The following is a 22,247-nucleotide window of genomic DNA, read 5'->3' as shown; positions in this document are numbered from 1 at the left end:
TCGCAGCATCGCCGCGAGGCGGGAAGCTCAGTCGCACTCGACTGAAAGCGCGATGCCTTGCCCGCCGCCGATGCATGCGGTGACAAGGCCTCGGCGCAGCCCGCGGTGGCGCAGCTCGCTCACGAGCTTCGCGATGAGCATCGTCCCGGTTGCTGCGATGGGGTGGCCGTGGGCGATGGCGCCTCCGAGTACGTTCAGCTTCTCCGGAGCGATGCCGAGGTCGCGCTGACAGGCGAGCGCCTGCACCGCGAATGCCTCGTTGAGTTCGACGAGGTCGAAGCTGTCAATGTCGGCACCGGTCTGCGCTAGTAGCCGCCGCGTCGCGGGCACCGGCCCGAGGCCCATGAAGTTGGGATCGACGCCCGCGACCGCCCAACCGGTGATGCGCGCGAGCGGGGCAATGCCGCGTGAGTTCGCCTCAGCGAGACTCATGACCACGGTCGCCGCTGCACCATCGTTGATGCCGGAGGCGTTACCGGCGGTGACAGTTCCATCAGCCTCGAATGCGGGGCGGAGGCGAGCGAGCGCCTCGAGCGTGCTGTCGGCGCGCGGGTGCTCGTCGACCGTGAATGTCGAGCCGTCCGCGAGCGGTACCGCAGTGAGCTGTTCGTCGAAGGCACCCCGTGCGACAGCCGCAGCCATCCGCTTCTGGCTTTCGAGCGCAAAGCGATCCTGCTCCTCGCGCGAGATGCCGTAGCGCTTCGCGATGTTCTCTGCGGTGGTGCCCATGACCGGGTCACCAACCTCGGCGGTCGCGAGCTCGCGGCGTAGGAAGCGTGGCGGGGTGGGCGCGAAGGCGCGCGGCGCGCGCTCGAGCAGGAAGGGTTCCCGCGACATGCTTTCTGCCCCGCCAGCAACGTAGACGCCGCCGCTTGCCATGACCGCCTGAGCCGCGAGCCCGACGGTGTTGATGCCCGAGCCGCACTGGCGGTCAATTGTCACCCCCGGAACCTCCGCGCCGAGACCCGCGTGCAGCGCCGCCACACGGGCGACGTTTCCCTGGTGCGAAAGCGTGTTTCCGAAGATCACGTCGGTGATTTCCTCCGGGGCGAGGCGCGAGCGGAGCACAGCCTCGCGGATGGCGAGGCCGCCCAGTTCAGACGCTTCGTAACCGGCGAGGGATCCCGCGCGCCTCCCGATGGGCGTGCGCACGGCGCTCGTGATGACGGGGATTCGGGAGTCGCTCATGCGCTCGCTCCATTCTGCACGGTGGTTGACTCTCTGGGGGCGTGCGGCTGCTCGAGATCGTTGGTGAACCGGATGATCTGGCGTAGGGCCTTGCCCTCGGCGAGGAGGTCCATTGCCCCGTTGAGCTCATCGAGGGTGACGTATGAGCTGACGAGCCGCTCGAGCGGGAGTTTTCCGCTGCGCCAGAGGTCGGCAAAGATTGGGATGTCGCGCTCGGGGATAGCAGAGCCGAGGTAGCAGCCGGAGATGGTGCGAGCATCTGCAACGAGGCCGAGCGGTGAGACCGAGATGCGCGCGTTCGGGTGGGGGAGGCCGACCGTGATCGTCCGTCCGCCCGCCGCGGTGAGGGAGACCGCGGTCTCGAGCGCTTGCGGGTGGCCCGCAGCCTCGATTACGCACGCCGCGGCGAGGCCGAGTTCGACTGCCTCCTCGGGGGTGTAAGCACCGGCCGCGCCGAGATCACGTGCAAGCGCCCGTTTCTCTGCCGACAGATCGATGCCATACACAGGACCGTGCCCGAGGGCGACAGCGGTGATGAGCGCGGCCATGCCGACGCCGCCGAGCCCCACGACCGCGGTCTCGTCGCCGGCAGCGAGCTGCCCCTCGTTGAGGATCGCGCCGCCGCCGGTGAGTACCGCGCAGCCAAGCAGCGCGGCGATCTCCGCGGGAACATCGTGCTCGACGCGCACGACCGAGCGAACGTCAACGACCGCGTGCGTCGCGAACCCCGAGACGCCAAGGTGGTGCCAGACCTTGCCGGTCGCGCGCGAGAGCTTGAGGGAGCCGTCGAAGAGGGTGCCTTGATTGTTCGAAACCGAGCCGGGTTTGCACGGCAGCTTGCCGCCGGAGAGGCATCCGCTGCACTCACCACATCGCGGGAGGAACGTGAGTACCACGCGGTCGCCGACCTTGCAGTGCTCGACGCCCTCGCCGACCTGCTCGACAATCCCGGCTGCTTCGTGGCCGAGCAACATCGGTGTCGGGCGGCGGCGGTTGCCGTCGACGACGGAGAGGTCGGAGTGGCAGACGCCCGCGGCCTCGATGCGGATGAGGAGCTGAGAAGGGCCGGGGCCGTCGAGCTCGAGTTCTCCCACAGATATGGGGCGTGACTGTGCGAAAGGCCGCTGCGAGTCACTGTTCTCGAGTACCGCGCCGATGATCTTCAACTCTTACCTCTTCGTACGTTGCCGTGTGATGCAACTCAGCATGTCATCGACGGGGAAAAGGGGGTACGTGAAATGGCAACACTATTGGTGTCGGTGGGTGTAACCTGCTCACATGAGTCAGCGTGTTTCGAACCCCCTGCTGCCTGTGCTTTCCGCGCTCGATGGCAACGAATCGCCGCGGCTTCTCGAGCGAGAGCTCGAGCGAGCGAGCGATGATCAGCACCTCTCGGAGGCCGAATGCGACGTAGTTCGCCGCATCGACTCGAGCCTGCGGCGGGGCAAGCGGCGCGAGAGCCTGCTCAGGGTGCTGCTCGAGACCACGACTGATCTCGTCGCCATCACAGATTTTGACGCGATGCTCCACGCCATTGTTCGGAGGACCCGGATGATCCTCGGCAGTGACATGGCGTACATCAGCCTGAATAACTACGACACTCGCGAAACCTTCATTCACACGACAGACGGGGTTGCGACAGAGGCTTACCGCAACATCCGCATGGAGCTGGGGACCGGGGTGCTCGGAAAGATTGCCGCCGGCACCGGCTCGGCTCAAGCAATTGACTATATTGCGGATCCCGACATCATTCACGTTCCGGAGATCGACGACACGGTTGTCGCGGAGGGGGTGCGATCAATCATGGGGGCCCCGCTGCTCCGTGACGGTGTCCTCCTCGGGGCGCTCCTCGTCGCCGAGCGATATCAACGTCGCTACACTGCCGAAGAGATTTGGCTTGTGGAATCGATGAGCGCGCTCGCCTGCGTGGCGCTCTCGAACGCGCGCTTCATTGGTGACATGCAGGCCGCGCTCGAGGAACGCGACCGGCTCCAGGCAACCCTCGAAACAGAAAAGTCGCGGCTGGCGAGCGAGCAGGAATTTGAGCGAGCGCTGGTCGAGTGCGCAGTGAGCGCAGACCCCTACGGCCAATTTCTCGAGCAGGTTGTCGAGTACCAGTCCGGCGAGCTGTGGCTCGTTGACGACCTCGGAAAGTGGATCCGTGGCACCCGGGAGCTGCCTGCGCCCGAGTCCGCTCTCGAGAAGGCGCTCGCCAGGTCGCACCGCAGTGGCGACTTTGCGCCGGTGGGCACCGTTGGTGTTGGTGTTGGTGTTGGTGTTGGTGTTGGTGTTGGTGTTGGTGTTGGTGTTGGTGTTGGTGGCGGGGCGGGCCTATCGATTCTTGCGGTCGGAGCTGCCGCGCGCCTGCTCGGTGGCATCGTCGTTGAGGGCAACGTGGATCAGGATCGCGAGCGGGTGCTGCGGCGCGCGGCGGTGATGCTCAGCGTGCTGCGCCTCATTGATGAGAGCAGCAGGGAAGAGGCTGCGCGGGCGCAGTCTGGCTTTGTGCATGCGTTCCTCGTTCCCCCCGAGAACTTCGAAGAGTCAATGCTGCTCCGGGCGGGAAGATTTGGTTTGTCGGAGGGACACCCAGTCTTCGTCCACGTGGTTGACTCCGACAGTCGTGCGGCACTCATCGTTGATGTGCTGTGCTCGCTGCCTGCGTGGAGCGCGGGAGCCGTGGCTGAATACGGGGGCCGGACCGTCGTCATGGGCTCCGAAAACGTGGGCGAGGCTATCGTGCAGCAGCTCGCGCGCAAGCAAGTCTCGGCAACCGTGGGAATCGGCATCGAAGGGCGTCTTGGAGGTTCCCTCGCTCGCGCCCATCGAACGGCGGAGCAGACCCTGCACGCGATGCTAGCCCTCGGCATTCGCGAGGAGTCGTCGACGAGCGCCGAGCTCGGTGCCGTTGGGATGCTCATGTCGTCAGCGACCCCCGACCAGGTGAGGACGCTCATCGACCTCGAGATCGAGCCCCTGATGAACTACGACTCCGAGCGCGGCTCGCAACTCGTCGAGACGCTGTGGGCGTTCTTCGCGAGCGATAGACATCAGGTGCGGGCTGCTGAGTACCTGCACGTGCACCCCAACACGCTGCGACAGCGGCTTGAGCGAATCAGCGCCCTGCTCGGCGAAGACTGGCACACCACCAGGAGGAGCTCGATGATCTATGTTGCGCTGCAGCTTCACAGGCTGCAGACTAAGGCCCCGAACAGCCGCTACATGTCGGATCCGGTGCTGTGAGGACGCAGCACCTCCAGAACCTCCCGCACCGCGGGCGCAGCGGCCGCGGCGAGCTCCGGGTCGAGCGCCAGGCGCGTCCGGCGTTCCAGCACATCCTCGACCGAGCGAGCACCCTCGGCGAGCGCCGCGAACGCGACCTCGGCTCCGGTGATTCCCGCTCCGGGTGCGATCTCGGCCTGGAGCGCCGGCGTCGCCGCGGCAAGCTCAGCGATGCGCGGAGCCTCCCAGCCGTAGACGCGCTCGAGCCGCGCGGCGATCGAGCCGTCGGGGTCTTCGCCAGGCCACACGAGGGTGGTGCGTGGGTCGCTCGGCGATCCTGACCGCGCAGCCGAGGATCGCGGCTCTGAGCCGGGCGATCCGATCACCGGCACGCGGCGAGACACCGCGGGGCGCGACCTGGCCGACTCGCCGAGCCTGCGCACGGCGACGTCGACCGCGTCCTGCGCCATCCGGCGGTAGACGGTGAGCTTGCCGCCGGTCACGGTGATCGGAGCACCGGGGCTGTCGAGCACGAGGTGCCTGCGCGAGGCGGATGCCGAGTCCGCGCCGCTGCCCACGAGCGGCCTGAGCCCCGAGAACGCGCTGAGCACGTCGGAGCGGTCGAGGGTGACGTCGAGCGAGGCGTTCGCGATGTCGAGCAGAAAGTCCACGTCGCTCTCGGGTACCCCGGGGTCGTAGCCGTCGGCACCGGGGGCGGGTTCGTCGGTGAGGCCGAGGTAGCTCAGCCCGTTCGACTGCGGCAGCACGAACACATAGCGGCCGAAGTGGCCGGGCACCGGGGCGGTCATCACCGCGCGCGGATGGCCGAAGAGCGCCGAGGGGAAGACGAGGTGCGTGCCGCGGCTCGGGGTGATCGGCAGCTCGGGTGCGAAGTCTCCCGACCACACGCCGGCGGCGTTGATTACCGTGCGGGCGCGAAACCGGAGCTCGGTGCTGGTGCTGGTGCTGGTGCTGGTGCTGGTGCTGGTGCTGGTGCTGGTGTTGGCGTCGGTGCTTGCGTCGGGCGACCCGGGATCCACCCATGCCTCGCGGTCGTTCGCGCGGAGCACCCGCGCGCCCGTAACGATGTGGGCGCCGTGCTTCGCGGCGGTGCGGGCGAGCGCGACCACGAGCCTCGTGTCGTCTTCGACCGCGCCGTCCCAGTAGACGAGGCCGCCGCGGAGTCCGCGCTCGCGCAGCCGCGGTGCGAGCAGGCGAGCGGCACGCGGATCGACGCGGCGAGGCCGGGGGAGCACGCTCGCCGGGAGCCTGCTGGCGGTGCGGAGCACGTCGGCGATCCGGATCCCCACCTCGGTGAGCGCGTCCCCGAGTCGCCCGCCGAGCCCGCCATCCGAGAACTTCGGAACGAGAAAGGCGCGGGACTGTACGAGGTTCGGCGCGATCCTCCGCATGAGCGCCTCGCGCTCGACCGCCGACTCCCACGCGAGCGCGATGTCGCCCTTCGCGAGGTAGCGGAGCCCGCCGTGCACGAGCTTGGAGCTGAACCCGCTCGTGCCGCTCGCGAGGTCCTGCGCCTCGATGAGTGCGACGGATAAGCCGCGCGTGACTGCGTCGAGCGCGACCCCCGCGCCAGTGATGCCGCCGCCGATGACGAGCACGTCAACCTCGTGCTCGGCGAGGTGGGCGAGCGCACGGGCGCGGCTCGCGGCGTTCAGGTCTCCTGGTCGTGCGTCGAGCATGTCGCTCCCGTTCCGAGCCGACTGCGGTGCCGGCCCTGTCGCTTAGGTGTGAGGTGTCTCGCTCGCGGCGAGGAAGTCGTCAAACAGGTGAGACCCGAGCTCGCGGGCACCGAACGTTGCGGCAATCATGTCGGTGAGTTCGGCACAACTCGTGTGGAAGTCGTCGGGGTCGAGCAGGGGTGCGCCGAGGGCGACGCCGCGTACGAGCAGCAGCAGCGTGAGCGCGCTCGGGGCCGCGAGCGGAACCGAGCCGTCTGCCTGCCCCTCGCCGAGCAGCTCCGCAATCGCCTCAAGCACGATCTCCTGGCTGCGGCCGAGCCTGCCGCTGAGGTAGGGCTCCACGAGCTCGGGCTGGTGAGCGACCACCGACGAGATGAGCTCTGACTCGACAAATGCGCGAGCGCCCGCGCCGAGGAAGATCGCGAGTCGCGTCGCCCCGTCGAGGTTGGGCAGAGCCTCGCGGAGTTCCTCGACCGCGCGTGAGAACTCGCGGGTGAGCGCAAGCAGGATCGCGTTGTCCATGCTCCCCATCGCCCGGTAGAGCGTCATTCGCGAGATTCCCGCGGTGTCGGCGATGTCTTGGGCGGTGAGTTTGCGCGGACCGTAGCGCCTCAGTCCCTCGGAAACGGCGTCAAGAATGGCCTCGTCCCGTGCTTCGAGCGAACTGCCCCTGTGACGATGTGCTTCCATGTGTCACACTGTAACGTATGGCTGCTGATATTACCGAGAGTGTCCCCGAGTCGCCCTGGTGGGGCTGGGCTCCCTTCACGCCGGGCGGAGTGCTCTCCGACGGTACCCGGGCGGTGCTCGCAGAGCGTCTCGGCGTCGACCCGAAGGCGAAGGTGCAGCCGCCCCCGGCCGAGGTCACCGCGGCGGATCTTCCAGACTCCACGCTCGGGGCCGACGCCCTCGGCGCGCTCGCGGAGGCCGCCGGCACTGGCACCGTCTCGCAGGATCCCGCGATCCGCGCCCGCCACGCCGCCGGCAAGCACACTCCCGACCTGCTGCGGCAGCGCGCGGGCACCCCGCTCGCCGTGCCCGACGCGGTCGTGAGCCCCGGATCCACTGCCGAGGTCGCCGCCATCATCGCGGCGTGCGGCGCCCACGACATCGCAATCGTGCCGTTCGGCGGCGGATCGAGCGTCGTCGGCGGCGTCACCCCGCTCCGCGGCGGGCACGCCTCCGTGATCGCGCTCGACCTCACCCGGTTGAACGCCCTCGTCTCGCTCAACGAGATCGACCGCACCGCGACCTTCGAGCCCGGTATCCGCGGCCCCGAGGTCGAGCACGCGCTCGCGGCCCGCGGCTACACGCTCGGCCACATCCCGCAGTCACACCAGCAGGCCACGCTCGGCGGCTACGCGGCCACGCGCTCGGCGGGGCAGGCCTCGACCGGGTACGGCGCGATCGCCGATCTCATCACCGGCGTCACGCTCGAAACTCCGGAGGGCCCGCTCGTGCTCGGCGGCCGCGCACCATCGTCAGCCGCCGGCCCCGACCTCAAACACCTCGTTGTCGGTAGCGAGGGCACCATCGGCGTGATCACCTCGGTGACCGTCGCTGTCCGCCCCCGCGTCACCGAGAAAACCTACGGCGCATGGGCGTTTCCCTCCTTCGAAGCGGGCGCGGAGGCGCTGCGCGCGCTCGCCCAAGACGGCGCGAAGGGCGACCTGCCCGACGTCTGCCGGCTCAGCGACGAGGAAGAAACCGAACTCACTCTCGCGCAGACCGACGGCACCGCCGTGCGGCTGCTCCGCCGCTGGCTGCGCGCCCGCGGCATCGAGACCCCGGCGCTGCTGCTCGGCGTCTGGGAAGGCACCGACTCAGACACGAAGCGCAGGCACAAGCGCGCGGTGAAGATCCTCAAGGCACACGGGGCAGTCTCCACGACGACCGCTCCCGCCGAAGCGTGGGATCGCGGCCGCTTCAGCTCACCCCGCCTGCGCGACGAACTCCTCACGATCGGCGTGATGGTCGACACCCTCGAGACCGCGGCCTCGTGGACGAAGCTCCCCGAGACCCACACCGCCGTCGCCGAAGCGATCCGCGCGGCCCTCGCGGGCGGGCCAACCGGCAGCGAGTCGAAGCCGGCCGCGGTGCAGGGACACATCTCGCACGTCTACCGCAACGGCGCATCGCTCTACTACACCTTCATCGCTGCGGCGGAGGACGACATGGTGGCGCAGTACGAACGGGTGAAGGGCGCGGCAAACGCTGCGATCCTCGCCTCGGGCGCGACCATCACCCACCACCACGCGGTGGGCACCGAACACGCTGCAATGCTCCCCGACGAGATCGGTGAGCTCGGCGTTCGCGTGCTGCGCGCGGTGAAACAAGAACTCGACCCGGCGGGCATCATGAATCCGGGGAAACTCGTCTAGCTCGCGACTGCGCGAGAGATAGTGTGTGGTCATGGCAAAGAAGCTGAACCAATCGGTGATCCCCGGATCCACTGTGCTCATCACCGGGGCCGCCCGCGGCATGGGTGAGCTCTACGCGCGGCGGGCAGCCCGCGAGGGGGCGCGAGCGATCGCGCTCTGGGACCTCGACGAAGAACGCGCCGAGGCGCTGGCCGCCGAGCTCCGCGAATCGGGGCGACGGGGCGGGCCCGGGCCAGACGTGCGGGCGTTCATCGTCGACGTCTCGGACCGCGAGGCCGTCATCGCCGCAGCCGAGCGCACCCGCGCCGAGCTCGGCGAGCCCGACGTGATCGTAAACAACGCGGGCATCGTGCGCGGCTCGCTCTTCTGGGAACACGACCAGGAGCACGACATCGAACTCACGATGCGCATCAACGCCCTCGCACCCATGTGGATCTCGCGCGAGTTTCTGCCAGCGATGATCGCGGATACGTCCCGGCCGAAGCGGATCCTCAACATCGCGTCAGCCGCCGGCACCATCGCGAACCCGCGAATGAGCGTGTACGCCTCCTCGAAGTGGGCGATGATCGGCTGGGCCGAGTCGCTCCGCCTCGAGCTCGCGCGCGAGGGTCACGAGCACATAGCCGTAACGACGTTCTGCCCGAGCTTCATCTCGACCGGCATGTTCGCCGGCGCGCGCGGGCCGCTGCTCACACCCATCATGAAGCCGGAGTACGCGGTGCGCTCGGCGTGGACGGGGATGCTCAAGGGCACCCCGCTCGTGCTGCGGCCGTGGACGGTGAAGCTCGCGATGATCGTGCGCGGTATTCTGCCGACCCGCGCCTGGGACGTCGTGGCGGACAAGGTGTTCAACGTGTACACGTCGATGGACAAGTTCACGGGGCGCGGGTAGGGCTGCTCGGTGCTGGCTGCTTCGCGGTCTCAACACCCCCGTTTTATTTGTTCTGACGCTTGTGCAGGCCGGATAGGGCTCGCGTAGGAAGACTCGGGTCGGAATGGATGGGTGAGCGGCGGGGGTGGCGGAGTTTGCGGGGCTGCGGGAGTAGCGACGCTACGGCGCTATTGGCTGCCGCGGGCGCTTCGCGCCCTTGCCGTGAGGCTGAGCGGGCTCGGGCTGAGTGAACCCTGGGTTCCGGTGCGGTAGGGCGCTCGGTCCTGGGGCGTTCTGCTGCTCTACATCCCCGTTTAATCTGTTCCGAGTCTTGTGCGGGCCGAAGACGGCTCACCCAGGACAAATTGGGTGGGAATGGATGTTTGGTGGGAATGGATGGGGGAGTGAGCGGCGGGTTCGACGCGCATCGAGCTGGACCAGTCAGGCACCTATGGCACCTGGGTACCATGCAGTTCATACTCGAGGCTGACGCGCTCACCCTTCTCCGGCGGGAACATAGGAGTATGAGCTTCCCAGAGGTGTTGAAACAGCCGTCAACGTTCGTCGCGGCCGCGCTCGTCGTCGCCTGTCTGCTCGCGCTGCTCGCCGCGATTGGTGGGTTTCTCTTGATCAATAGCGCGACCGGAGCTGCGCTCGCGCTCCCGACTGCAGCGCCTCCGATTGCTGAGACCGTTGCCGTCGACGCATCTGCGAGCAGCCTCAGCATCTGAGCGCGCGTGAGCAAAGTTTCCACGCACCGCACACAGTCCTGGCGTTCTATGCTGGAAGCATGACGCACCCATTCTTTGGAGAAGGGCGTAAGCCCCGCATTTTCGGGCACCGAGGCTTCGTCTCGCCGGAGCGTGAAGCCGCCGGCATCGTCGAGAACTCCCGGGAGGCGATCGCGGCGGCATTTGCGGCAGGTGCCGAGATCGTCGAATCAGACTGCCAGCTCACGAGCGACGGCCGCGTGGTGCTCTTTCACGACGCGACACTCACGCGTGTGCTCGGAGACACTCGCCGCACGGCAACCGTGTCGCACGCTGAGCTCGCTGAGCTTATGGCCCCGCACGGCGGGCTCATTGCGCTCGACGAGACGCTCACGGAGTTCCCCGAGGGCAAATTCAACATCGACATGAAAGCCGCGGCCGTGGCAGAACCCGGCGGCGCGGTCATTGGGGCGCTCGCGCCGCAGCGCGTGCTCATCGGGAGCTTCTCTGACACCTACCGGCTCCGCGCCGTCGCGGCCGCAACCGCGGCAGCGGGAGGCAGAGTGATCCCAGCCACTGGTGCCGGTCAGCGCGCCATCGTGCAGGTGCTTGCCGCAGTCACTACCCGGTCGCGTGCGCTGATGGACCGCGCGTTTGCGGGGATCGACGCCGTGCAGGTGCCCGAGCGCCAGGGTCCAGTTCGGGTAGTGACGCGCGCGCTGGTTCGTGAAGCCCACGCGCGCGGCGTCGAGGTGCATGTGTGGACCGTGAACGACCCCGACAAGATGCGCGAGCTCGTGGAGTTCGGCGTTGACGGCATCATTACTGACCGCACCGACCTCGCAGTGTCGGCGTTGTGGGCCTCTCCCTAGCTGCTCAACAGCCATGACCTCAGCGAAGTCAGGAGCTTTTTACGGTAAAAAACCCCTGACTTCGCTGAGGCCATACCGACTCAGCGCTGAGAAGCGTGGGAGAACACAGGCCCAGAGGCCGGAGCCGGCCGGGTCAGGGGCTAGCGGGGGCAGACGCAGCGGTCAGCCGCCGCCACGCCCTCAAGCGCATCCTCGATATGCTCGCCGCAGCCGGCCCAGGTCGGCTTCGAGCAGGTTTCGCAGGTGATGCGTGCGCACATAGTGGTGTCCTTCAATGTAGTGGGGGAATAGTGGGCGGGGCCGCGCGACTGCACGGCATGCGCCCAGCGGGACTCAAGCCCCGGCTGAGTCCATCCAAGCAGACCCCGGCCTCGCTAGGCTTAAGACACGATGAGGGCGCGCCGCACACCGCCTGGCGCGCCAAGCCACAAAGGAGAAGCGATGAGCGAAGCGCTCGAGTCCGATATCAAGCAGCACATTGACGAAGTCTTTGACACCACGATCGAGGAACTGTGCGAACTCGTGCGCATTCCCTCGGTGTCGTGGCCCGCGTTCGACCCCGCCCACGTGCAGGCGAGCGCCGAGAAGGTCGCCGAGTACATGCGCTCCACCGGGGCCTTTGACTTCGTCGACATCCGCCGCGCCCCCGTCGAGGGGCAGGAGAACGAGGCAAACCCTGAGCTCGGTCAGCCCGCGGTCATCGCCCGCCGTGCCCCGAAGAACGGCGCGCCCACCGTGCTGCTCTACGCTCACCACGACGTGCAGCCTCCCGGGAAGGACGAGGAGTGGGAGACCCCGCCCTTCGAGCCGACGCAGCGCGGCGAGCGGCTCTTCGCCCGCGGCGCAGCAGACGACAAGGCCGGCGTGATGGCGCACGTCACCGCGATCCGCGCGCTCGCCGCAACCCAGGGCGAGGACTTCGACCTCGGCCTCGCCGTCTTCATCGAGGGCGAAGAGGAGTGGGCCTCGCAGTCCTTCGGCAACTTCCTGCGTGAGAACCGCGACGAGCTCGAGGCCGACGCGATCATCGTCGCTGACTCGGGCAACTGGGATGTCGACACCCCGGGCCTCACTGTGGCGCTGCGCGGCGCGGTCGCGTTCAACGTGAAGATCGAGACCATGGCGCACGCGACGCACTCGGGCATGTTCGGCGGAGCGATCCCCGACGCGATGCTCGCCGCGGTGAAGCTGCTCGGCACCCTCTGGGACACGGACGGCGCGGTCGCCGTTGAGGGGCTGAAGAGCGCGGAGCTCGTGACCCCAGCGTACGACGAGGCGCGGCTGCGCGCCGAGTCCGGCCTGCTCGACGGTGTCTCGCCGATCGGCCGTGGCGAGATCCTCTCGCGCATCTGGGCGCAGCCCGCGATCACCGTGACCGGAATCGATGCGCCGGATATCGCGAACGCCTCGAACACGCTCATCCCGAGCGTGACGGTGCGCATCTCGGCTCGCGTCGCGCCGGGCCAGGACCCGCAGGAGTACTACGAGGCGCTCACCGGGCACCTCGAGGCGCACGCGCCGTTCGGCGCGAAGCTCACGTTTGAGGATCCGGGTCTCGGCCAGTCCTTTAGCGTCGACACCACGGGCCCCGCGGTCGCGCACATGCGCGCGGCAATGGAGCAGGGCTTCGATCGAGCGCCGGTTGACATGGGCGCGGGCGGATCGATCCCGTTCATCGCCGAGCTTGTCGAGGAGTTCCCGGGTGCGGAGATTCTCGTGACCGGGGTCGAGGATCCGGACGGCCGCGCCCACTCTCCGAACGAGTCGCTGCACCTCGGCTCGTACCGGAAGGCGCTTGCCGCCGAGGCGATCTTCCTCGCGCGGATGAACCAGGGGCTGTAGCCCGCGGCGTCGCGGGCATGCGAAAGGGCGGTGTCGGATCGAGGATCCGGCACCGCCCTTTGGCGATTCAGCGGGGGAGCTATGCCTGCGGCTTCTCTGCGTGCGCGGGGCCGGCGGGAGCAGCGGGGGCAGCAGCAACCGCGCCGTTCTGTGCCTTGAGGAGGTCGCGGATCTCCGAGAGCAGCTCCTGCTCGGAGGCCGCTGCGGGGCCCTCCTCTTCGGTCTTGGCGGTGCGCTTGCGCAGCTCGTTCATGGGGAGCACGAACACGAAGTAGACGACTGCCGCGACGATGAGGAAGTTGATGATCGCGCCGATGAGCGCGCCGATCGCGAGCGTGTCACCGTTGGGCAGACCCACCTTGAGAGCGTCGTCGAGCGAGTCGGCCTTGAACGCGAGCCCGATCAGTGGGTTGATGAGCGTCGCAACGACCTTCTCAACGACCGCGTTGAACGCAGCGCCGATGACGACGGCGACCGCGAGGTCGATAACGTTGCCGCGGAGCAGGAACTCCTTGAACCCTTTGAACATGTGCTTCCCCTTTGCCTATTGCAAGTGTGATCTGGGCGAATGGTGAGTAATTCTTAGCCACCAATGTATTACCTCTGAATAGGATACGCGACCCTGTATCGCCGCACACGGGCGCGCGGTAGCCTGAGCCCATGGAGTTTATTGGCGCCCAGCCCTCACTGGATCTCACCTACTCAGACGTGTTTCTCGTGCCGCGCCGGTCGGCCGTCTCGAGCCGCCTCGCGGTCGACCTCACCCCGACCGACGGGACCCCTGCGACCATCCCGCTCGTCTCGGCGAACATGAACTCGGTGACGGGCCCACGCCTCGCCGCTGTGCTCGCGCGCCGCGGCGGCCTCGGCGTGCTGCCGCAGGACATGAGCGGCGACTCACTCGCCGAGGCGATTCGCTGGGTGAAGGCGCAGCCCGTCTCCTTCGACTCCCCGATCGTGCTCGCTCCTGAGCAGACCGCGGCCGACGCGCTGCGCCTGGTGCCCGCGGCCGAGGGGCAGAGCGTCGTGGTCGCGAGCCGCGCGGGCGGTGCGGATCTCGCTGTCGCCGATGTGCGAGGTGTGCTGTCAGCGACGAGACTCCAGGTTGTGCCGCACGACGCGAAGCTCGGCGACCTCACGCTCGGAGCGCCGCCAGTGCTCGACCTCGCGGAACTCGGGTCCGACGCCGCGCACCCGCGCGCGGTGTTCGACGCCGTCGATGCGCTGCTGAGCGCTGGCGGCGGCGAGGCGGCGGTTATCGCGGAGGGCGGGATCGTCCGCGGCACGCTCTCGCGTCGCTCGGCGCTGCGCACGTCGATCTACCGGCCCGCCCTCGACGCGGACGGCCGGCTCGCGGTCGCCGTCGCGGTCGGCATCAACGGCGACGCGGCAGGCAAGGCGCGCGCACTCGCGGAGGCTGGTGCCGATGTGCTCGTCGTCGACACCGCCCACGGGCACCAGGAGACGATGATCCGCGCGCTCGGGGCGATCGCCGCCCTCAACCTCGGCCTCCCGATCGTCGCCGGCAACATCGTCACCCCCGACGGCGTGCGCGACCTCGTGAACGCAGGGGCGACGATCCTCAAGGTGGGCGTCGGCCCCGGCGCGATGTGCACGACCCGCATGATGACCGCGGTCGGCCGGCCCCAGTTCTCGGCGGTGCTCGAGACCGCGCAGGCCGCCAGGCAGCTCGGCGCGCACGTCTGGGCTGACGGGGGAGTGCGTTACCCTCGCGACGTCGCGCTCGCGCTTGCGGCGGGCGCGGGATCGGTGATGATCGGCTCGTGGTTCGCCGGAACCGCGGAGTCGCCCGGCGAGTTGCAGAGCGACCCCGAGGGGCGGCAGTACAAGGAGTCGTGGGGCATGGCGTCCACGAAGGCCGTGCAGGGGCGGTTCGCGGCGCTCGACGCATACGAGCGCGCCCGCAAGGAGCTGTTCGCCGAGGGGATCTCGTCGTCGAAGATCTATCTGGATCCGCAGCGCCCGGGCGTTGAAGACCTTGTCGACATGATCACCTCGGGGGTGCGCTCCTCGTTCACCTACGCCGGGGCCGCGAGCCTGAGCGAGTTCCATGACAATGCCCGTGTCGGGCTGCAGTCGGCGGCGGGCTACGAGGAGGGCAAGGCGCTTCCAGTCTCCTGGTAGCGCCTTCCCCGCTCCTTACGTCGCGCTTGTTACCACTCCGCGAAGCTGCCGTCAGCGTAGCGCCACACCGGTGACCGCCACGAGTGGCCCTGCCGGTCTGCCGCGCGGACCGCGGCCTCGTCGACCTCGATTCCCAGCCCGGGGGCGGTGAGGCGTTCGATGTGGCCGTCCTTGAAGTCGAAGGGCGACGTATCGACGAGGTAGTCGAGCACGTCGGCACCCTCGTTGTAGTGGATGCCGATACTCTGCTCTTGAATGAGGTAGTTCGGCGTGGCGAAGCCGACCTGCAGGCACGCCGCCAGGGCGATCGGCCCGAGCGGGCAGTGCGGGGCGAGGCTCACGTCGAACATCTCGGCGAGCGAAGCGATCTTGCGCACCTCGGTGATACCGCCCGCGTGTGAGAGGTCGGGCTGGGCGATGCTAATTCCGGCCTCGAACACCGGCAAGAACTCCTGCCGGGAGTAGAGCCGCTCACCCGTTGCGATTGGGGTAGAGGTGAACGAGGCGAGGGCACCGATGAGGTGTGAGTTCTCGGGCACCACCGGCTCCTCGATAAAGAACGGCCGGAAGGGCTCGAGCAGCGGGGCCACCCGGCGGGCGTTCGCGAGGGTGAATCGGCCGTGCACGTCGATCGCAACGTCGCGATGCTCGCCGAGCACCTCGCGTGCGGCCGCGACGCGCTGCACCACGCCGTCGATGTCGGCGACCGTGCCGAGGCGGGGCATGCGGCCGCTCGCGTTCATCTTCACGGCGGTGAGGCCTGCCTCGATGCGCTCCGCAATGTTGTCGGCTACCTCTGACGGCTCGTCGCCGCCGACCCAGCCGTACATGCGAATCCGATCTCGCACGTGGCCACCGAGCAGGTCGTGCACGGGAACCCCGAGGGCCTTGCCCTTGATATCCCAGAGCGCCTGGTCGATCCCGGCGACGGCGCTTGAGAGGATCGCGCCCCCGCGGTAAAAGCCGCCCTTCATGAGCACCTGCCAGATGTCTTCAATGCGCGAGGGATCTGCGCCGATGAGATGCTCGCTGAGCAGATCCACGGTGGCGCGGACAACGTCGGCCTGGCCTTCCACCACAGGCTCGCCCCATCCGACCACGCCGGTGTCGGTCTCTATGCGAACGAATAGCCACCTTGGAGCGACGAGAAATGTTTCAACGCGATCGATAATCATGGTGCCCTTCCTGGGGTCATTGGATGAGTGAGTCGAAACCTTCGTCGGTCTCGAACACGGGGTTGAGTAGACACGGGCTTGAAGTTGGGGAGGAACGCGTCGTCTGCGGCTGCGCTGGAGAGGCCTCGCGGGATCGCGTGCGGGATCGGGTGCGGGATCGGGCCGCTGGCCGCTGAGGGGCGCTCGGTGCTAGCAGGCTGGACTCGCCGGGACGCGGAACTAGTCGGGACGCGGAACTCGCCGGAACGCGGGCCTAGCCGGAGTGCGGGTCTAGGTGGTTGCGGAGGGGCGCTTCGTGCGGACGCCGGCGTTCAGCGCGCTCCGCACGTCTTCCGCTGCCTCGGAGAGCAGGGTGCGCGTCGCAAGCTCGGCGGTCCCGGCGTTGCGGTCGAGTATTGCGGTGAGCACTGCTTCGTGAAGCGCGAGGTAGTTCTCTGCGTGCGGGGCGCTGAGTGCGAGCTTGTTCCGCATGAGGAGCAGGCGGTCGAGTACAACTTCGAGGCCCTGAATGAACTCGTTGTGGGTCGCTTCCAGCACGGCGCGGTGAAACCGTGCGTCTGCGTCTGACAGCTCCTCGATGGTGCCGTCGGCAGAGTCAACCATCTGGGCGTATGCGGCCCGCAGCTCGGTTGCGTCTGCTGCGGTGTGGTGGATCGCCGCGAGTCGCGCGGCACCGGGTTCAATGACGTCGCGCATCTCTGCGAGGCGCTCGGCGATCCCGGGTTCGAGAGTGCCGGAGGCGCGCCAGGTCATCACGTCGGCGTCGAGGTACATCCAGTTGTTCTTCGGCAGTACGTAGGTGCCAATCTTGGGCCGCGCATCGATGAGGCCCTTATTGGCGAGCGACTTGAGTGCTTCGCGCACGGTGGTGCGGGACACCCCGTACTCCGACTCGATCTCGGTGACGTCGATCACCGTTCCGGGCGGCCAATCGCCACCGACAATGCGCTCACCCAGTGCGGTGAGAAGCTGCCCGTGGAGGCCTCGGATCGATCGAGTGGTCACCTCTGTCACTTTACTGGATAGAAGTGCGATCTCGGCTGAGGCGCTCTTAGTCATGCGCGTCCCGCGCGAGCGCGTCGTGAGTAGTGATCATCGTTGAACCCCTTAAGGATTATTGTATGACTAATCTAGCAAGGTCCGGTAGGTGCCGTCAACGGCTCGGGTTCGCGTCATGTTGTCGTTAACTTGCCAGTGTTCTCGGGTCTCGTGGAAATTCGGGTAACGATTCGACATTGCGGATCCTGCGGATCGCGCAGGGCTTGCACGGGGCGTCAAAGATATGTTTATAATACAAAAGTGCTCCGCGGAATACGCCCCGAGCATCGTGGAAATTGTTTGCAAAGGAGCAACATGTACGTATCGAGAAAGCCCCGTTACGGGCTCACAATCATGGCGGCTATCGGCGCAGTCGGCCTTGCCGCGGGTCTCTCAGCGTGTGGAACCACAGACGGGGGAGCGGCGGGCGGCGGAGCAGCGGGCGGCGGAGCGGACGACGGCAAGCTGAAGATTGCGTATATCCAGAAGCAGGGCGACCAGCAGTACTTCATCGACCAGGCCGACGGCGCGAAAGAGTTCGCCGCCGAGGCCGGCGCCGAACTCACGGTGATCAACGTGGGCGACGACGCGAACGAGGCGATCAGCCAGCTGCAGACCGTCATTGCGCAGGGCTACGACGCAGTTGCGATCGTGGTACCCGATCAGAAGATCGGCCCCCAGGTGATTCAGACAGCAAAAGACGCCGGCATCGCGCTGCTTGCGACCGACGACATGATCGAGGACGCTGACGGCAAGGCCGCGCCCTTCGTCGGCTTCGACGGCCGCGCCATGGGGGAGGCCGTCGGCGCTGAGGCCGCGCGTCTGTACAAGGAGACGAAGTGGGACGCCGCTGCGACGCGATTCGTGAGTGTCTCGAAGCAGGACCTGCAGACGTGTGAGGATCGCGTCGGAGGCGCGTACGACCAGTTCTCGAAGGACAGCGCGGCTGAGCTCAAGCGCATCGAGATTGGCTCGGACAACTCCAACGTCGACGCACAGGACAAGACCGCGGCGGCGATCACTGGCAATGAGGGCGTCGAGAATTGGGTCGTCGTCGGGTGCAACGACGAGTCCGAAACTGGTGCAGTGACCGCGCTGCAGAACGCCGGCGTGAGCCCCGACAACATTGTTGGGGTGGGCCTCGGCGCATACCTGACCTGCAAGGACTGGCAGGCCGGTGCTGAGACTGGCAACCGGGCAGCCCTGTTTCTCAGCGGCGTTGACGTGGGCAAGGCCGCGATGAAGGTCCTCGTGGATCACCTCGAGAACGGCACCGAGCTCCCGGGCAACACGATCGCTGAGACGTCGATCGTGAACGCCGAAAACTGGGAGGCCGCCGGCGTCGCCTGCACCTAAGCCAGACGCGGGCGGGTGCGCGAGCGCACCCGCCCCTCTCGCTGCGTGCACAGGCTGGTGTGCACGACCTTTTGTGCACGAACTTTGGAGCCGGCACTGCCGCCCCATCGGTAATTGAAGGAGTCGACGTTGACAACAACGGTCACTATTCGTGGTCTCGCGAAGAGCTTCACCGGAGTCAAGGCCCTTCGCGGCATTGATCTCGATATTCGCGCGGGCGAAGTGCTCGCGCTGCTGGGCGAAAACGGCGCCGGGAAATCTACGATGCTGAAGATCCTCTCGGGCGACTACGTGCCCGACGCTGGCGAGATCTCGCTCAACGGTGAGCCCGTACAGTTTCGGTCGTCGCAAGAGGCCATGAACCGGGGCCTGCGCGTGATCGCGCAGGAGCCCGAAATTATTCAGCACGTCTCGGTCGCCGAGAACGTGTTTGTCGGAAATCTCGACAGCAGGGGCGGATTCTTCTCCGCCGGCCAGCTGAACAAGAAGACGCAGGAAGCCCTCAATGAGTTCGGCTTCGGCCAGGTGCTCGATCCGGCAGCCCTGGGGTCCACCCTGTCGCCGGCGCAGCGCCAGATCGTCGAGATCATGCGCGGCATCGTCGGCCGGCCTGACGTGATCGCGTTCGACGAGCCAACGTCTTCGCTGACCGAGCAGGAAGTCGACGCGCTGTTCGCGCTGATTGAGCGGCTCCGCGACGCGGGGGCCGCAATCGTCTACGTCTCGCACCGCATGGCGGAGATCTTTCGCATCGCTGACCGCGCCGCGGTGCTCCGCGACGGGGTGATGGTTGGCGTGCGTGACACCGCGGACACCGACGAGGCCGAACTCGTGCGAATGATGGTCGGCCGAGATCTCGGCAGCATCTTTCAGCGTGGGCGCAACCCGGGTGGTGCCGAGGTCCTCCGCGTCGAAGCGCTCGAAAGCGAGCATGTTCACAACATCTCGTTTACGGTGCGGGCGGGGGAGGTGCTCGCGATCGCCGGACTCATCGGTGCGGGCCGATCCGAGCTCGCACGAACGATCATGGGGGATCTCCCCTACAGCTCGGGCAGTATCGCCGTGGAAGGGGAGGCCGTCACGCTGCGCTCACCCGCCGACGCGATCCGCGCCGGCATCGGCCTCGCGCCAGAGGAACGAAAGGCGCAGGCGCTGCTGATGCAGCGATCGGTGCGCGACAACATGAGCCTGGCGATCCTCGACCGGATCACGAAGTTCAGGTTCATTCGAGCTGCGAAGGAGCGAGAGACCGTTCAGGCGTTGATCGACCGGATGCGCGTGCGCACGCCGAGCATGGAAACCGAGATCGGCACACTGTCAGGGGGAAACCAGCAGAAGGTGGTTCTCGGCAGATGGCTCGCCCGCAGACCGAAGCTGCTCATTCTTGACGAGCCCACGCGCGGCGTAGACGTCGGAGCCAAGGCCGAGATCTACGGCGTCATCGATGAGCTCGCCCAGGCCGGTATCGCCGTTCTCGTGATCTCCTCCGAGCTGCCAGAAGTCATCGGGCTTGCCGACCGTGTGCTCGTCATGCAGGGCGGCCGCATCGTCGGCGAGCTGAGCCATGAGTCGGCAACGGAAGAGGGCATTCTCGCGATGGCGCTTCCACACAGCGAAGCCGCACAGGCATAACCACATTCTTCGTCGCCACCGCGACTGTTTTAAGGAGCACACACCGTGTCCACAAGTCAGACTGAATCCACACCCCAGAGCGGGCAGGAGGCAGCGAGCAAGTCGGGCGGCTTCTTCCGCGCGCTCGTCGCCCGTGTCGGCGTACAAAACCTGAGCCTGATCGTTGCGCTGATCCTGCTCGTCACCCTCATCGGCTCGCAGAACCAGAACTTCTTTAGGCCCCAGAACCTCCTCTCCATCGGCACCGCGATCGCCGTGTTCGGCGTCCTCGCGATCGTGCAGACGGTGGTGATCTTGCTCGGCGGGCTTGATATCTCGGTCGGCTCCATGGCCGGGCTAACCTCGGTGGTGAGCGCGATGATCTTCACCGCCGCATCATCGTCGATGATCGGGATCGCCTCTGCGCTGCTGCTGGGCCTCCTCTGCGGCCTCCTCAACGGGGTCATCATTATTTACGGGCGAGTCAACGCGGTGATTGCGACCCTCGCGATGCTCGCGGCCTACAAGGGCCTTGCACAGCTCATCTCGGGTGGACGCTCACAGGGCTACACCGGCAGCGACCCCATCTTCACGGCGATTGGCCGCGGCACGTTTGCCGGGATCCCGATCCTCATCTGGATTTTCCTGCTCATCGCGCTCGCGACCCACATTGTGCTCCGCTACACCGACATCGGCCGCAACATCTACGCAATCGGTGGCAACCCAGTCGCAGCGCGCCTCTCGGGCATCAATATCAACCGCTACATCATCGGCATCTACGCCTACGTCGGCATCGTCGCTGGCATCGCGGGCGTGCTCCTCACCGCGCGAACGGGCAGCGGGCAGCCGGTGTCGGGCAGCGAGGGCCTCGAGCTCGATGCGATTACCGCGGCCGCACTCGGCGGTGCCGTGCTCACGGGCGGCAAGGGGAGCATTCCGGGCACGGTGCTCGCGGTGATCCTCCTCGGTGTGCTGTCGAACGGCCTCACCGTGCTCGGGGTCAACTCGTTCTGGCAGAACGTGGCCAAGGGTGCGCTGCTCGTTGTCGCAGTCATCATTCAGCAGCGCCGCAGCGGTCAGCGCGCCGTGGGCCTGCCCGCCTAGCTAACGTAGAGACACGCACACAGGTGAGACGAATCAGGGAGAACGCAGTGAAACGAGTGGTGTGTATCACCGGAGCAGGCCACGGGATCGGGGCCGCAACCGCGAACGCGTTTGCCGAGCAGGGCGACGACGTTGTCGTGACCGACATCGACGGGGCCGCAGCTGAGCGGGTTGCCCGCGAGATCACCGAGCGCGGGGGATCGGCCACCGGGCACCGGCTCGACGTCGCCTCCGATGAGGAGTGGGCTGCGCTCTCCGCTGCGCTGCGCGCCGGAGGCCGAGCACCCGCCGTCATCGTGAACAATGCGTTCCGTAACGTTGTGGCCCCCGCACACGAGCTTGACTCGGCCGGATGGCACTCGACGCTCGACGTGTCACTCGGCAGCATCTACCGATCCATGCACACGTTCCACGACACGCTCACGGCCGCGAGAGGATCGATGGTCAACGTCTCGAGCGTGCACGCGTTGCTCGCGTGGCCCGGGCACCCCGCGTATGCCGCAGCAAAGGGCGGAATCGTCGCCCTCACCAGGCAGCTGTCCCTCGACTACGCGCCCGAGGTGCGCGTGAACGCCGTGCTCCCCGGCTCCGTGAACACGCGGGTGTGGGACGGCATGGACGATGACGGCGTCGCGGCCGCAGAGATGCAAGCCTCGCTCAGGCGCTTCGCCGAGCCCGCGGAGATCGCCTCCGTCATCGTCTTCCTCGCCGGCGAGGGGGCCTCATACGTCACCGGGGTCTCGGTTCCCGTCGACGGCGGGCAGACCTCCTCACTGTACTCGTAGCCGGGCCCATGTCGACGATCCTCATCCGGGGAGACCGGCTCTCGGCGACTGTGCGCGTCGATCGCGGGGCGAAAATCACTTCGCTCCGCGACGCCGACGGGCGCGAGTGGCTGGCGCAGCAACGCGCGAGTGCCGGTGAAGGGCCGGGGCTCCCGTTCGTGGACTCCGAAATGAGCGGCTGGGACGAGTGCGCGCCGACCATCGACGCCTGTGTCGTCGACGGGCGCGCGGTACCCGACCACGGCGA

19 protein-coding genes are annotated in these 22,247 nt (G+C 67.3%); 12 read left to right on the top strand and 7 right to left on the bottom strand.

Annotated elements, in window-relative coordinates; all coding sequences use genetic code 11:
* Positions 1 to 27: 27 nt before the first annotated feature.
* Positions 28 to 1,188, bottom strand: a complete 1,161-nt coding sequence (locus ACI1US_RS01895; protein WP_461637726.1) for a thiolase family protein — start codon at positions 1,186 to 1,188, stop codon at positions 28 to 30.
* The gene (locus ACI1US_RS01890) at positions 1,185 to 2,354 is read right to left on the bottom strand and encodes an alcohol dehydrogenase catalytic domain-containing protein (protein WP_461637724.1); all 1,170 of its coding nucleotides are present in this window, start codon (positions 2,352 to 2,354) and stop codon (positions 1,185 to 1,187) included. The genes ACI1US_RS01895 and ACI1US_RS01890 overlap by 4 nt, the downstream gene beginning before the upstream one ends.
* A gap of 112 nt (positions 2,355 to 2,466) precedes the next feature.
* Between ACI1US_RS01890 and ACI1US_RS01885 the strand changes: the two genes are divergently transcribed.
* The gene (locus ACI1US_RS01885) at positions 2,467 to 4,431 is read left to right on the top strand and encodes a helix-turn-helix domain-containing protein (RefSeq protein WP_461637722.1); all 1,965 of its coding nucleotides are present in this window, start codon (positions 2,467 to 2,469) and stop codon (positions 4,429 to 4,431) included.
* Here the strand turns inward: ACI1US_RS01885 and ACI1US_RS01880 are convergent.
* Both ACI1US_RS01880 and ACI1US_RS01875 read right to left on the bottom strand, forming a co-directional pair.
* Positions 4,407 to 6,110, bottom strand: coding sequence for a glycerol-3-phosphate dehydrogenase/oxidase (locus tag ACI1US_RS01880; protein ID WP_461637720.1), 1,704 nt, complete (start codon positions 6,108 to 6,110; stop codon positions 4,407 to 4,409). The genes ACI1US_RS01885 and ACI1US_RS01880 overlap by 25 nt on opposite strands.
* A gap of 42 nt (positions 6,111 to 6,152) precedes the next feature.
* The gene (locus ACI1US_RS01875; RefSeq protein WP_461637719.1) at positions 6,153 to 6,800 is read right to left on the bottom strand and encodes a TetR/AcrR family transcriptional regulator; all 648 of its coding nucleotides are present in this window, start codon (positions 6,798 to 6,800) and stop codon (positions 6,153 to 6,155) included.
* A 17-nt stretch (positions 6,801 to 6,817) separates the two neighbouring features.
* Between ACI1US_RS01875 and ACI1US_RS01870 the strand changes: the two genes are divergently transcribed.
* The 5 genes from ACI1US_RS01870 (at position 6,818) to ACI1US_RS01850 (ending at position 12,786) form a co-directional block, all read left to right on the top strand.
* Positions 6,818 to 8,491 carry an FAD-binding oxidoreductase gene (locus ACI1US_RS01870; RefSeq protein ID WP_461637718.1) on the top strand — a complete coding sequence of 558 codons (1,674 nt, stop codon included), beginning with the start codon at positions 6,818 to 6,820 and terminating at the stop codon, positions 8,489 to 8,491.
* Positions 8,492 to 8,522: 31 nt separating this feature from the next.
* Positions 8,523 to 9,383, top strand: coding sequence for an SDR family NAD(P)-dependent oxidoreductase (locus tag ACI1US_RS01865; protein WP_461637716.1), 861 nt, complete (start codon positions 8,523 to 8,525; stop codon positions 9,381 to 9,383).
* A gap of 503 nt (positions 9,384 to 9,886) precedes the next feature.
* Positions 9,887 to 10,093, top strand: coding sequence for a hypothetical protein (locus ACI1US_RS01860; protein ID WP_461637714.1), 207 nt, complete (start codon positions 9,887 to 9,889; stop codon positions 10,091 to 10,093).
* Between the two features lie 59 nt (positions 10,094 to 10,152).
* The gene (locus ACI1US_RS01855) at positions 10,153 to 10,944 is read left to right on the top strand and encodes a glycerophosphodiester phosphodiesterase family protein (RefSeq protein WP_461637712.1); all 792 of its coding nucleotides are present in this window, start codon (positions 10,153 to 10,155) and stop codon (positions 10,942 to 10,944) included.
* Positions 10,945 to 11,385: 441 nt separating this feature from the next.
* Positions 11,386 to 12,786, top strand: coding sequence for a M20/M25/M40 family metallo-hydrolase (locus ACI1US_RS01850; protein ID WP_461637710.1), 1,401 nt, complete (start codon positions 11,386 to 11,388; stop codon positions 12,784 to 12,786).
* A 79-nt stretch (positions 12,787 to 12,865) separates the two neighbouring features.
* On the opposite strand, the gene mscL is transcribed toward ACI1US_RS01850, so the two are convergent.
* Positions 12,866 to 13,315, bottom strand: coding sequence for a large-conductance mechanosensitive channel protein MscL (mscL, locus tag ACI1US_RS01845; protein WP_461637708.1), 450 nt, complete (start codon positions 13,313 to 13,315; stop codon positions 12,866 to 12,868).
* Positions 13,316 to 13,446: 131 nt separating this feature from the next.
* Between mscL and guaB1 the strand changes: the two genes are divergently transcribed.
* Positions 13,447 to 14,931 (top strand): GMP reductase, encoded by a 1,485-nt coding sequence (guaB1, locus tag ACI1US_RS01840; RefSeq protein ID WP_461637706.1) that lies wholly within the window; start codon positions 13,447 to 13,449, stop codon positions 14,929 to 14,931.
* A 29-nt stretch (positions 14,932 to 14,960) separates the two neighbouring features.
* Here the strand turns inward: guaB1 and dgoD are convergent, their stop codons facing one another.
* Positions 14,961 to 16,106, bottom strand: a complete 1,146-nt coding sequence (gene dgoD, locus ACI1US_RS01835; protein ID WP_461637704.1) for a galactonate dehydratase — start codon at positions 16,104 to 16,106, stop codon at positions 14,961 to 14,963.
* A 270-nt stretch (positions 16,107 to 16,376) separates the two neighbouring features.
* Positions 16,377 to 17,111 carry a FadR/GntR family transcriptional regulator gene (locus ACI1US_RS01830; protein WP_461637702.1) on the bottom strand — a complete coding sequence of 245 codons (735 nt, stop codon included), beginning with the start codon at positions 17,109 to 17,111 and terminating at the stop codon, positions 16,377 to 16,379.
* 348 nt (positions 17,112 to 17,459) lie between these two features.
* Here ACI1US_RS01830 and ACI1US_RS01825 point away from each other — a divergent pair, with 348 nt between their 5' ends.
* The 5 genes from ACI1US_RS01825 to ACI1US_RS01805 all read left to right on the top strand — a co-directional run.
* Positions 17,460 to 18,500: a substrate-binding domain-containing protein gene (locus ACI1US_RS01825; protein WP_461637700.1), complete on the top strand. Its 1,041-nt coding sequence runs from the start codon at positions 17,460 to 17,462 to the stop codon at positions 18,498 to 18,500.
* Positions 18,501 to 18,629: 129 nt separating this feature from the next.
* Positions 18,630 to 20,132: a sugar ABC transporter ATP-binding protein gene (locus ACI1US_RS01820; RefSeq protein WP_461637698.1), complete on the top strand. Its 1,503-nt coding sequence runs from the start codon at positions 18,630 to 18,632 to the stop codon at positions 20,130 to 20,132.
* Between the two features lie 45 nt (positions 20,133 to 20,177).
* Positions 20,178 to 21,215 (top strand): ABC transporter permease, encoded by a 1,038-nt coding sequence (locus tag ACI1US_RS01815; protein ID WP_461637696.1) that lies wholly within the window; start codon positions 20,178 to 20,180, stop codon positions 21,213 to 21,215.
* 47 nt (positions 21,216 to 21,262) lie between these two features.
* Positions 21,263 to 22,000, top strand: coding sequence for an SDR family NAD(P)-dependent oxidoreductase (locus ACI1US_RS01810; protein ID WP_461637694.1), 738 nt, complete (start codon positions 21,263 to 21,265; stop codon positions 21,998 to 22,000).
* A gap of 8 nt (positions 22,001 to 22,008) precedes the next feature.
* The coding region (locus tag ACI1US_RS01805; RefSeq protein ID WP_461637692.1) for a hypothetical protein at positions 22,009 to 22,247 on the top strand (239 nt) is incomplete at its 3' end.

Source organism: Leucobacter sp. BZR 635 (assembly GCF_048061935.2).
GTDB lineage: Bacteria > Actinomycetota > Actinomycetes > Actinomycetales > Microbacteriaceae > Leucobacter.
This window is presented reverse-complemented; position numbering and strand designations above follow the sequence as displayed.